A 12,817-nucleotide genomic window follows, 5' to 3' on the forward strand; every position below is an offset into this window, starting at 1 on the left:
TTATTATGATATGCCTGATATAGTTTACTTCCTTTATTGAGGTTTTTGGCAATAGCATCATTCAGTAAGAGTCTTAGATCCTATACCTCGTAAGGTTCCCATGACAGGTTTCCACTCGGATCCGTTCCACATTACGTATTTCAAATTCAACGTCTGTGGATCATTAATATCCCCTTCATAAGTATCCTCATGTATAAACCGTCCAATGCTGGAGTCAAAATCCCGCGCCAGTTCTGTTCGAATTTCTCTGGGTTCTCGGCGACGCCGAATTCATCGTAGTGATACCAGGCGGAAATGTGGGCAGCAACTTGAAAAGCTGATTTTCATATGGAGTCCATACAATAATCAGCTATTTATCAAAATTCACCATTCGTTAATATTGTTTATTTATATATTGATTACTTGTCCTACATTTCCATTAATACCCTCCTCAAAATACTTATTAGGAACTGGAATCAGATCATTACCTTTCAGTGTGGATTTTATCATTCTTTGGTTATCCAAGTCATAAACAGTCACAAGAACACCGTTGAGGACAACTGCAGCTCTCAGGGCATCATTACTCCAGTGAATTTCAACTTCATAATCTTGTTGGTGATCGCCTGAATAATTGAATAAAACATCACTATACCGCTGTACCAAAGTGATCTCATTCTCAACTGAAGACAATACAGCCATCAATTCGGAACTAGTGTCTTCTATCTCAATAGCCCATTTCTCACCAGGAGACATTTCCATCTTGAGAATTCGTCCAGGTAAAATTGCTGAGTTCAAATCCACATTCTTATTTGACATCATGATGTTCATCAAAATTTCCATGGCGTTTATTGCTCTGTCGTTCACAAATACCTCATTGTTCTCTATCCTAATCCTCATCGACTGGGATACTCGTACCTCTCCACTTAAAATATAACATTTTGGTCCAAAGACTTTTTGAATTAAATACACGAGCCATTCCACAATATTTACCGTTTGTTCTCTATAGGTCCACATGATTTGTTTTCGATCTTCGGTTGGTGTCCAATGCAACCAGAGATCCGGTTGGCAGCTAGGCGGAGCATTATAATCAACAATGGATGGATCTACGCTCTGTCCAGACTCTGAAAAATCTAATGGATTGTAATAAAATTCGCCATCAATCCCCATATCTTTACCTGGAACCATAGTAGATAGTATCTTAACATTTCTTTTCATTCTTCTTGTTTTTGCAAGACCATCTACTAAATAATAGGTCTCCTCATCTAAACATCGGTCAATGTTTATCACTAATTGAAGCATAGTCCCCACTCCTCTAGTACTAAGGAATAACTGCGCTCCTTCTAACCTAGCTTTAGTATTAATATCGCCAGACCAAGTCTTAGTTTCAAGGAAATTTCTTATAGTGTTTTTACCGGGGGAGATGAGATGTGCAAATCGACGAATATTTACTGATACAAATAATTCAGAAAACCGAAGGTAAGATGGGCCACTTCCATTTGAGAATGCCGCCCGATTCATTTGGCACTGGGTAGGCCATAAAAAAAGACCTTGAAGAACATTGCCCTCAAGGCCATCAAAAATTAAAGATAATTCAGGTTAAAAAACTCAATGTCCTGTGTATGATAGATTTCCGACGACTGGCTGCTTAAACTTGGTAGGTGTTTTAATCTCTGTCTCACAAACAGGGGGTAGTTCCGTTTCCCCTCCTATGGTCTTTTATTGATAAAGGCCATCATTAAAAACTGAAGTAATCCTCATATATAATTCTGTAATAGTGCTGATATCCTCATCATTATTGTAAGATATTTGGCTAGTAACAGTTGTATACAGATAAAATAATTCATATACCAGTTTTTTAGATATATCCTCTCTTCCTTTAGTGAATATTTTTAAATGATCCAAATAATCAATCAACATTGATATTTCTCCATTTGGTATAATTCTGTCTTTCCTAATCAAAATAAGAATTTTATGAACAATCGATGATATTTCCTTCCTTAATTCAGCTTCATTTGTCATGGAATCCACCCCACTATCACACTTATTGGAATGTATTTATATACTGATACTTCACTATCATTCTCTGCCATTTCAGCCGCATATCCGGCACCATATGGTTCATAGACTCCCAAAAAATTCATAACGCTGGAATCAAAATCCCGCACCTGTGCATGGGAGTAGCCGCTGTAGTAATCATAGCCCAGGCTGGTGTAGCCGAACAAGTTGTCCGGGTTTTCGGCGATTTCGATGAATAAAAGAAAACCACAGACGAGGGTTAGTCGCTTGTGGTTCAATCACATCGCTTTCGCTTTTTGTTGCAAGCTAGTACTTCAAATTTTCAAATGGTAATTCAAATAAATCCAAATCATTTTCAACAATTTTCATTATACTAGAAACAACTAAATAACGATTACCATTAGACAACAAAACAACTATGTCATTAGTTTTAGTTTCTTTTTGTAGCTTTTCACTCACATATTTAACATCCTCATCGCTCGCTTCTTCAATTCTCAAATCAGGTAAGAATCTAGGTAATTCCACATATTTAACATCAAAAAACATTATATCAATATTTTCAAGGTACTTATCATTCTTCGGACTTCTAATAAGTAATTCTCCATGACTCACTTTATAGTGCCAGAATTGAAATTTTCTTTTTTCTAAATTACTTAAAATAATAATCATCTTCTTTCTTTTTATTGGAATGGATTTGGAACTTCAATACCATCAATAAACCATTTAATTTTATCCCACCATTGTGAATTATTTTTAATTTGCAGTAGTTCCCAATCTGTGGGACCACCCGCACCTCTTGCTGCTCTTGTAACACCAGACCAAACATTTACATCAGTTAAATTAAAAACAATTTGCACATTGGGATTACTAAGATTATTCAATACTGTAGATTGCCAACTTTCCGCATTCGGATAGTTCTTCCAAGTTTTTGCTCCGTGAACGGATGCAAACTCGTCTAAATAATCAGTTAAACCTAATGCGAATCTTTCTGTCTTGCTTCCAACTATTATGCTCGCGGCCGTATCTTCTACAATTACTGCTGCTCTGGGAGCAACCTTGACCAATTGTACTTCAGGATTGTAATAATTCTTTTAACTTATTACGAGAAATAAAAAGTTGTGATTTGTTAGGCTTATCCATTCGTCACTGGGTAGCCCCACCTAAAAAAGAAACCTTGAAAGGCATTAGGCCAATCAAGGTATTGCTTGGTTACTTATTTTTTTGCAAGTCTTTTTGAGCCAAGTCAAGTGCTACCGCTAATTTTATTTGGTTATTTTTGCTTAGCCCTAATTTATATTGTGCTAATGGTATTAGTTTAACGCCCCGTGTTATAGTTTGATTTATTCTATTTAGTTCAATATCAGCAACTACAGAGTCATTTATTAAAATCTTATAGAAATCCTCTTCTTGTTCAGGTATCCAATGGAGAATATATGCCGTTTCCATACTAGGGACATTTTGACGAATGACTTTCAGCAATATTTGCCTTTCCTCATCCTCAAACAATGACTTATTAGATACCATTAATTGCTCTCTTATTTCTTGTTCAGTTCTACTTCCAATAAGTTTCAGCTTGTATCCCTCCTCTAACTTATTTTATTATTCCTGGCGATGCTGTAATTAAGTTTCCATGACTATCAGTCAAAATAGTCATCGTTGAGGTCGGCTTAAAACCATTAAACTTATCAGTACCAATCTGTCTGTTTAGTGTAACCTCTCTAACATAGCGAATTCCATCCTTACTTTCCAGAGCTCTAGTAACAGGAGTACTTACTACTTTCTTACTTGAAAGAATGGAACGAAGTTCATCTTGAGAAACAGTGAATTGAGACTTGTTCTTAGTTGAAAAGTGTTCTTCAACAACATGCTTAAACCCATCATTTGAGATGTTAATTCGGGATTGAACAATAGGGGGCATTCCAGGAACTTTCCCCGTCCCCTTCGGAACAACCGCCTCACTATCCGTCACCGTAGGGCTTTTTATCTTAACGGTACTTACATGAGTGGACCCTTCCATTGCCATAGATGCAATATACGATGCCAGATTTGCATCGAAAAATGCTGAAATTAGCTCTTCTCTCGCCCAATCTGCATTGCCGGCACTGTTCTTGTAGGCACTGGTTCCCGTTAAGAATCCATACAAGTAGTTGTACCGGTTGGTGTCCATAAAGGATGCAAAGCCGTATCGGTCCCGTATTTTATTATAATATGCCTGATAAAGTTTACTTCCTTTATTGAGATCTTTCGAAATAGCCTCATTCAGTAAGTACCTTAGTTCGTTTACATCATAAGGTTCCCATGCCTTGTTTCCACTCGGATCCGTATATCTTAGCGGATTATTCTGCACATACGTATACAAATTCAACGTCTGCGGATTATTAATATCTCCTTCGTACGTATCCTCACTGATAAAACGTCCAATGCTGGAGTCAAAATCCCGCGCCTGCGCATGGGAGTAGCCGCTGTAGTAATCATAGCCCAGGCTGGTGTAGCCGAACAAGTTGTCCGGGCCGGACCAGTTCAGGTCGAATTTCTCCGGGTTCTCGGCGACGCCGAATTCGTCATAGCGGTACCGTGCCGAGATGCTGCCGTCCTGGCCTTCCAGCCCAATGACACTGCCTTGAGCATCACTGAGATAAAAGAGGGTCTTAGGCGCACCTGCCGCCGCACCCGCTCCGCTGGCTCCGGCAGTCTTCTCCCAATCGTTGCTCTCGTCTCCGCTGACCAAATAACTCATGCTGATACGCTCTTCACCGGCTCCGTAGACATAGGATTGTTTCCAGTTCTGTCCGTCTGCTCCGGTTGCGGTCAATGGCTGTGGAATGCTCATGGTGATGTCATTGGTGAAATAAATGTCCAGTTGCCGCTTCTTGTTCTGCGGCTCCCAGCCGTCCCGGTTGCCCGCAGGATTACCGGAAGGGTACGCATCCTGAATCGTTCCATCTCCGATGGTGGTCCGCATGCTGACACGGTTGCCGTCACCGTCATACTTGTAGGTGGTAATGTCGCCGGATGCGTTGGTGTTGCCGATCAGACGATTCGATGCATCCCAGCGGTTGCTTTCCAGTACCTGCGGGCCTGCGGCCAGCGCAGCCTTCAGCAGCTCTTCGGGATTCAGCACTTCGTCTGCCCCGTAGACCTCTTCTGTTACCCCTGCTTTCAGCTTCGCATCCGGCAGACCTGCATCTGCACTGGTGTCTGCTGCATCCTTGCCCGATTTCAGTCCGCTTGCACCTGAATCCGTATATACGTTAGCCGGTACCGTCATCTTTTTCGCGCCTACCTGAGCCTTGACTACACTCAGAGCCGCTTCGCTATCGACACCGGTCACTTCCAGCAGATTGCCGCGCTTGTCGTAGGTATAATCCTTGTAGTCGCTGCCTTTTTCAAAATGGGTCAGCTTGTTCGCTGCATCATAAGTGTACTGCTCTGCAGCGGTAACTCCGGCTTCTGTTGTTTCTTTACTCAGGCGGTTGCCCACGGTGTCGTAGGAGTAGACGACTTTGGAGCCGTTCTGCTTTTGCACCTGAACCAGTTGGTTCAGCGCATCGTAGGCATAATCCGAGATGTCTGCCGGACGCTGCGCGCCGGTCGGATTATCCTCATCGCTGCCCCCTTCCTGGCGTTCAATATGTGTTTTGTTCCCTACGGGATCGTAGACATAGGTTAATTGCTCCAAAAGTGCTCCGCCCGGCGCCTCATGCTTCAACTCCAGCAATTGTCCCAAGCCGTCATAGCTGTACGTGCTCCGGCCACTGTTCGGAAGCAGCTTCTCGGTCAGACGGCCGGCGGCATCATATTGATAGCTGGTGATTCCGTTCTGTGCATCTGTCACCTGCTTGATCCGGTCAAGCTTGTCGTAGTCATAGCTGACCACGGTGTTATCCGGGTAAATGATCCGGCTGCGCTTTCCGGTTGCGGTCCATTCATACCGTACGTTGCTGCCGCGAGGATCAATAACCGATGTTGGCCGGTTTAGCGCGTCATACGTATACCGCGTATCCCCGGTGCTGTCAGTCATTTTGGAGCGGCGTCCCGCTAGGTCATATTCATATTTTACTGTAAGATCGTTACCGTGCTTAACCTGCTCCAGTTGATTGCCTGCATTATAGGCATACACGGTTGTATTGTTGTCCGGTTCAGTGACCTTCAGCAGGTTGCCGTTCTCATCATAGGCCAGTGAAGTCTTTTCCAGCAGCGGGTTCACCGATTCAATTACACGGTTCAAAGCATCGTAACGGTAGGAAGTCACCGCTCCAAGTGCATTGGTCTTGTCCAGCAAATTGCCGGAGGCGTCATAGGAGTAATGGGTGGTGTTGCCCTCTGCATTCTTCACATCTGTTAACCGGCCAAGCGGATCATACGTAAAAGCAGTTTCGTGATGATTCGCATCAACAATCTTCTCTACGTTGCCTTGAGCATCGTAGATATAGGAAGTTTCATACCCCAGAGCATTGCGCACCAGCGTATTCCGTCCCAGCGCATCATATTCGTAGGCGGTCTTCTGGCCTGCCGCATCTGTGAATTCGGTCATCAGCCCCCGCGCATTGCGGGCAACTTTCGTTTCCTCATTCAAAGGATTAATCGTTCCCGCATCCAGGCCCCGGCTGTCATATTTTGTTGTCCAGATGGAATGGTTAGGGTCAATGACAGCGGTCTGGTTGCCGTTCTTATCATATTGATATTCAGTCACGGCACCCAGCGCATCGGTTACTTTTACCAGTTGTCCCAGCGCATCGTAGTCGTAGTAAGTGCTGTTGCCCAGAGCATCTGTTTCTTTGATCTTGTTGCCTGCTGTATCATAGCGATACCGGATCTTGGCCCCAAGCGGATCAGTTACACTTAGAAGCTCATTGCGCTTGCTGTAAGTGTAGGTGGTGGTATTGCCTTTCCCGTCCTTCTTGGTGAGCATATTTCCGTTGTCATCGTAGGTAAAAGTGTTGGTCTGGCCTTCAGCATCGGTAACCTCTTTCAGTTGACCAACACTGTCGTAGCTGTAGGCTGTTGCGGCTCCAGCCTCATCCCGTTCTTCTGTGACCCGGCCAAGCGCGTCATAAGTTTTACTGGTGCTGTTCTGAAGCGCATCCTCCGTTCCGTTTAAGCGGTACACCTGATAGGAGCTTATCGTCTTGGCCCCAGCTTCATCTGTGCGTTCCTCCGGGTTGCCGTTGGCATCGTAGACTACACTGCTCTTCTGGTCAAGTGCGTTGGTGACAGCAACTGCACGGTCTTTTTTATCATATTCAACACTTTGCAGCTTGCCTTCATCATCGGCTATTCCTATCGTACGGTGCAGGCTGTCACGCTCAATTGTTGTGCTGTATCCACTCGGGTCCTTGATTTCCTTTGCAAAACCGTCAGCATCGTTGGTATACGCCGTTGTATGCCCTTCGGCATCTGTTACGGAGACAGGTACTCCTTTGCTGTCTCTGGCAATAGTTACTGCGTTGCCGAGCGCATCTGTGGTTTTGACAAGGTTGCCTGCTGCATCGTATTCATAGGCGGAACGTTTCCCGAGAGCATCTATCTCTTCAACCGGGCGGTTCAAAGCGTTATAACGTGTGAGGGTTGAATAACCATTCTCGTCCGTTGTCTGCGTCATATTACCACGCTCGTCATACGCTAATTTCTTTTTGTTACCGCTCGCATCGGTTATCCCGGTTACACGGTCGCTGGTATCATAGCTGTATTTGACAATGGCTCCATTTGCCGCTTGACGCTGGGCAACCTGAAAGTTGTTGTTCCATACATACGTTGTATCCTGCTGGAGCGCATTGGACCATGTGGTCTTGTTGACAGTAGTGGCGATGGATGTAGCTAGTCCGGCGGCACTGGCCGATTTTGCATTCCCGGAATTTCCGCCGCTTGTACCGCTCTCCGAATAGGTCAGAATGGTTTTACCCGAGCCTATGCCCGTATGAACGATAGGTGTCTGGTTCGGGGTCATATCTCCGCCGATGGCGAACAGACCGCCTGTCTGCACATTCAGATTATTGTTGACACTGACGTTATCGCGAACGAACAAATCTCCGCCTGTCACAGTCAGATTCGCTGTCTGGTTATTGGAGACAATGCCACCAACCACCATTTCCTGGGCAATGTTCATCTCTACACGGGTGTTAATCGACAAATCTCCAGCGATCAAAACCCGCTGTGCATCAATGGTGAGTCCGCCGCTGTTGTAGGTCAGACTGCCAGTTTGTAGCGTATCCGCTACAGTAACGGAGGAATCATTGTTGAGATGAATCGTTCCGCCGGACCACAGATTGCCGTATAAGCCCTGCACCTTCTGCACGTCCAACGCCAGCTTGGTATTAGCATTCAGACCTTGCTTCAAAATCAATGTCCCGTATACACGTACGGTAATATCGCGGTTCGTATTCATCCCGTCCACGATCAGGACAACCGGCTTGCTTGGCGATCCGAAGGTCACACTCTCTTCCACATTCAAATGACCTGCACTAATGACAGCCGGAGAAGATTTGCTGGCTGCAATTGCTTGCTGAATAGCCGGGATATCTCCACTTCCTACGGAAACCGCAGAGGCTACCCAAGCATCCCGCTTGCCTTCAATGGTTCCAATGTTGCCAGCAAGATAGTCGGCAATCAGCGGCTTCAGTCCATCTACCTTCCGGTAAGCTGGAGCGTGAGCCAAATTGTTCATCGTACCTGACAAAATCACTTCAGCCGCTTCCGGAATGTCCCGGCCGCTCGCAGGATCTATCTTCGTCTCTCCGTCCTCAGGCTCCTCCTCCCGGACAACAGGAGCAACGCGGCCTTGATAGCTGGACGAACTCGTCTCCCCATAAAAATCGGTAAAACCGGTCACACGCTGATGCTCATCATAGGTGACACTCATCTTTGCGGTCCCTTTGGCATCGGTTACGCTAAGCACATGATGGCTATCATCGTAAGTAAGCGAAATTGTAGCCCCATTCACATCAGTGTAAGAGGTCATGTCTCCGGTCGCCGGGTCGTAATGGAACGACATTGTGCGGCTTGCTGGATCACTTACAGAGGTCAGCTTCCCTGCTCCATCATAGCTTAAGCTTAGTGAAGCGCCGGCAGTACTAACCGACTTCAGTTTGGTTCCCTCATACGAAAAAGCAATCGAATTCCCGTTCAGATCCGCGATGGATTGCAGCAGCCCCTCCGCATTGAACTTGTACAAGTCTCCTTGCGGTGACGAAAGGTTATACACACCAGCAGATGGCGCATTCAGTGTCCAGTCTGTTCCTCGAGGCGTCAGATAACGCCCTCCAGACAAAGGCACATATTCAAAACGTGAGCCGTTCGGGCTCATCACCTCTACCTTGCCGTCAGCTACCGGAGTCAGCTTCCATTCATAGCTGTGATGCCAGCCCAGTCCATTCGCTCCCTTATAGGGATCACGGCTTAAATAGTTCAGCCCGAATTGCAGCGGCATCAAAGCCTGTAGGGTAATCGAATCGGTAGCGTAGACAAAGTCCCCCCGGGCCGGATCAACCTGCGACTGTCCAGACGGATTCACAATCCGCAGGCGGTCCTTCAGTGCAGACTCCGTGAACTGTGCCAGATCCCCGCTGGCGATATTCGCACTGGTCTGGGGATTACTGACCAGAATGGAGGTCAAGCCGCTAACTGTTCCCGATGAAGTCGCCGACTGATTCAGTACCGCGAGCTCCTGAGCTTTTTCCTTCATGGCCTGCACAGAATCCAGCTTATAATAATAGGCTGCCAAATCTCCCCAGGTCACGGAAAAAGCAGGCATAGGTGCACGAAGCACCGCCAGCGGCTCCGAATACCCGGACAGCCGGCCGTCTATCGCCGCTCTCGCTGTGATGTGCGTGGTCTCACTGAGCGGAATGCCGATCTGCGTACTCCATTGTCCAGCGCTGTTGACTGCAATATTCTTGTACAGCTTCTCTTCGCCGCTGGATGGATCATAAAGCTCTACTTCCAGTGTTGCTCCCGGTTTTGCTGTTCCGCTGATCACAGATTGTCCCGAAGCTGCCGGGCGGATCTGCAATGCTGCCGGAGGAGGCGTCTCAGCGCCGCCCAGAATTTCAAAGCTGGCAATTTGGCCGTAATACACGCCTACCCCGTTATACTCAGCAGGGGAAATGCAAATGTTATACCGCCCTTCATCCAGCGGTACGCCCCCGATTTTACCGTCCCATTCGTATTGATGCACAATATAGCTGCCGTTTGCTTTTGTTGGATATACACCGCTCGTGATCAGCTCCTTGAGTAGCGGGGCAGATCCGTCTTTTTGCGGAATACATAAGTTGATCTTCGTATCATGGTTCTCCTGGCCGTCATCCGCCGCGTTGAAGCTGAACGAAATTTTGACCTTGTCACCCGATTCCGGGTTCAGCTCACTCGGCTCAATCCGCATGTTCGTAGCCGCATAAGCTGAAGATGTGAACCTATCCAGACTTGGAATAACGGGAATATAAGAAATCACCAGCAGCAGGACAAGTGCGAGATTGACTTGCCACTTCATACTGCCACGGCGCCATTTTCTTAAGGAAGCTCGAAATTTCATCGTTTCATCTCCTGTCTCTTATCAATTAGAGGAATTTCAATTCAGCGAGCAGCTTGTACATGACCATTGCTGCTTCGGCTCTTGTCGATGAATCTTTAGGTTTCAAAAGCTGCCCGTTACCCTGCACCAGCTTCCGCTCAATAGCCGCAGCGACGGATTCCCGTGCCCAACTGCTGACGCTGCCGCCATCCTTGAATGCAGAGAGTCCGGCTGCAAGCTTAACATTATTCGCAGAATCCGGGTTACCCGCAGTGCTTTGGATCGCCCGCATCAGCATTACCATCATCTGCTCACGGGTCAACGGATCATTCCCCCGGAAAAGACCAGCTTCCCCGGTAACAATTCCGGCCGCCGCCGCTGCTTCCACATAAGCGTAGGACCAGTTCGCAGCCGTGACATCACGGAAGGTAGGCGTTTCTGGCTGAATCGGCTTCAATTGAAGAGCTGCCGCCAGCAGCTTGGTGAATTCGGCCCGGGTCAGGATGCCTTTTGGCGCATAAGTAGTTCCATTCATCCCGTCCACAATTCCTCTTGCCGCCAATACCTCTACTGCCTGCTGTGCCCAGTGGCCTGACATGTCTTTAAAATCGGCCTGGCGCAGCATGATTGCATACAGCCCGGAGGCTGTAATCTTGGCCTGAACATAGCCGTCTTCCGCCGCAGTCACTCCGCCAATGTAGGTCCATACGGATTTTGCCGGATCGTAGGAGTAGATTCCAAGCTTTTCACGCCCCGACGTCCAGGGCTCGTCCTTCGGGTATCTGACCGCCAGCTTCGCGGGGATCTGGAAAGGCGCACTTGCTTGAACCTGCCAGGCGGAGCCTGCTTTCTGCAGCTTTTTGCCGCTCTGGTCCAGCAGTACAGCCGTTTCCAGCTCAGCTTGGGCCAGGCTCACTTTGGTATTTTCCGGGAATGTCCCCGCCGAAATCTCGAGTCGTGCCCATCCGTCCATTACAGACAAGGTTCCGCCCGCGCTTCCAATGCTCTGACTGTCTTTGGCTCCAGTTACTACTGGAACCGACACTTCAGAAGTTGAACCTGGATTCGGGACTGTGCCTGGACTTGGAGTTGGAGTGGTGTCTTTTTTCAAGTCTAACGATTCTATGTATTCATCCTTCTTGCTGTATAGCAGCTTATCCCCGCTAATTCCGATCAGCTTCGCTCCTGTCTCTATCGCCGGAAGCGATTGTACTGTATATGTAGAAAGGTTTACTTGCTGCAGCGTTGTTTTACCGTCCACTTCGTCCTGAAACACCGCGTGCCCCTTAGCTATGGACATAAAGGCATATTGTGTTCCTCCGGCCTTCATTTCGGTGAGGTCCACAGGCTGAGCTGTCAGGTCTTTGATGTTCAGAAGCACATATTTGCTTTCGGAAGCACTGTTTTTTTGCTTGAACAGCACATGGCTGCCATTAAAAACAAACCAGTCCACAAAATTGGCTCCGCCCAGACTAACAAGTGCGCGCGTAACCCCGCTGCTCAAATTCAGCAGACTAAGCCCTCCGTCACGGGCATTTTTGTATACCACATTTCCATCCGCCAGCACCGGAAACCGTCCTTCACCGAGATCCGCCTCAACGCCGGAGGCCAGGTCGTGGTAGATCATGCTGCCGTAATTTTTGCGCTCATACCAGACTACGCCTACACCGTCAGTCGTCGGATTACCATATTGGCCGGATTGCTTATTGAGCTTAGTCTTCTTGCCTGTCACAAGGTCGGCACTATAAATGTCCCAATTGAGTGAAGACTCCGATTCGCTTCCTTTGTCCGCCCATACGGCAACGGTACCCTCCACATAAGGCGCATCCTTGGCAGAAGAACCCGACGTCAGAACCGTACTTGCACCACTGGTCTGATTCAGCGCGTGCACTTGCTTCACTCCGCCGCTATCCGCTTCGAGCCATACCAGCCGTTCTCCCGACACGCTGTAGTCCGTCCGGCCCGGATCTGCTGCGGCGGCTGAGGCCTGCATCGTGCCACCCGCACTAGGCAGCAGCCCTCCAAGCATGCTCACCACCGCAACTACGGCCATAACCGTCTGCGACAACTTTCTTTTCCTTCCGAACCTCATTCATTTCTCTCCCCCAGCGCTATTTTTAGGCACGCCAAAAAACCAAGTGCCCTGAGCGGCCCGGCTACCCTAACATCCCTCCTGGATGAAGTAGGCCCGTGGCTTTGCGTCTCCGACTTTCGTACGGATTTGCCTTTGTTCCAAACTCGGTTTTTCTGTCCCTTTATGCTTATGTAAGTATGACTTTTGAAGTGCAGGACTTCCTCTATTATCGGAATTTATTC

General features: G+C 47.4%; 8 protein-coding genes and 1 riboswitch. All 8 genes read right to left on the reverse strand.

From position 1 onward, the window contains the following. Window positions 1–387: 387 nt before the first annotated feature. Window positions 388–1,278 (reverse strand): hypothetical protein, encoded by an 891-nt coding sequence (locus AC0LWN_RS20130; protein WP_474668419.1) that lies wholly within the window; start codon window positions 1,276–1,278, stop codon window positions 388–390. Between the two features lie 417 nt (window positions 1,279–1,695). Beyond that, window positions 1,696–1,998 carry a hypothetical protein gene (locus tag AC0LWN_RS20135; RefSeq protein ID WP_474668421.1) on the reverse strand — a complete coding sequence of 101 codons (303 nt, stop codon included), beginning with the start codon at window positions 1,996–1,998 and terminating at the stop codon, window positions 1,696–1,698. Continuing rightward, entirely contained in the window at window positions 1,995–2,273 is a 279-nt protein-coding gene (locus AC0LWN_RS20140; RefSeq protein ID WP_474668423.1) for a hypothetical protein, read from the reverse strand. The genes AC0LWN_RS20135 and AC0LWN_RS20140 overlap by 4 nt, the downstream gene beginning before the upstream one ends. A 28-nt stretch (window positions 2,274–2,301) precedes the next feature. Beyond that, window positions 2,302–2,664: a hypothetical protein gene (locus AC0LWN_RS20145; protein WP_474668425.1), complete on the reverse strand. Its 363-nt coding sequence runs from the start codon at window positions 2,662–2,664 to the stop codon at window positions 2,302–2,304. Window positions 2,665–2,675: 11 nt separating this feature from the next. Further along, a complete protein-coding gene (locus AC0LWN_RS20150; RefSeq protein WP_474668427.1) occupies window positions 2,676–3,059 on the reverse strand; it encodes a hypothetical protein in 384 nt (127 codons plus the stop codon). Between the two features lie 145 nt (window positions 3,060–3,204). Then, window positions 3,205–3,519, reverse strand: coding sequence for a hypothetical protein (locus AC0LWN_RS20155; RefSeq protein WP_474668429.1), 315 nt, complete (start codon window positions 3,517–3,519; stop codon window positions 3,205–3,207). Between the two features lie 67 nt (window positions 3,520–3,586). Then, on the reverse strand, window positions 3,587–10,522 hold the full coding sequence (locus tag AC0LWN_RS20160; RefSeq protein WP_474668431.1) for an RHS repeat-associated core domain-containing protein: 6,936 nt from the start codon (window positions 10,520–10,522) through the stop codon (window positions 3,587–3,589). Between the two features lie 25 nt (window positions 10,523–10,547). After that, entirely contained in the window at window positions 10,548–12,593 is a 2,046-nt protein-coding gene (locus tag AC0LWN_RS20165; protein ID WP_474668433.1) for an S-layer homology domain-containing protein, read from the reverse strand. Between the two features lie 51 nt (window positions 12,594–12,644). Continuing rightward, a riboswitch (cyclic di-GMP riboswitch) is annotated at window positions 12,645–12,737 on the reverse strand. Window positions 12,738–12,817: the final 80 nt, after the last annotated feature.

The sequence above is a fragment of the Paenibacillus sp. sgz302115 genome (genome assembly GCF_056120445.1).

What these genes read in the sequence shown, in the direction of transcription:
- AC0LWN_RS20130 (WP_474668419.1), bottom strand. Translation starts at nt 1,278, where the DNA reads ATGCTTCAATTAGTGATAAACATTGACCGATGTTTAGATGAGGAGACC.
- AC0LWN_RS20135 (WP_474668421.1), bottom strand. Translation starts at nt 1,998, where the DNA reads ATGACAAATGAAGCTGAATTAAGGAAGGAAATATCATCGATTGTTCAT.
- AC0LWN_RS20145 (WP_474668425.1), bottom strand. Translation starts at nt 2,664, where the DNA reads ATGATTATTATTTTAAGTAATTTAGAAAAAAGAAAATTTCAATTCTGG.
- AC0LWN_RS20155 (WP_474668429.1), bottom strand. Translation starts at nt 3,519, where the DNA reads ATGGTATCTAATAAGTCATTGTTTGAGGATGAGGAAAGGCAAATATTG.
- AC0LWN_RS20160 (WP_474668431.1), bottom strand. Translation starts at nt 10,522, where the DNA reads ATGAAATTTCGAGCTTCCTTAAGAAAATGGCGCCGTGGCAGTATGAAG.
- AC0LWN_RS20165 (WP_474668433.1), bottom strand. Translation starts at nt 12,593, where the DNA reads ATGAGGTTCGGAAGGAAAAGAAAGTTGTCGCAGACGGTTATGGCCGTA.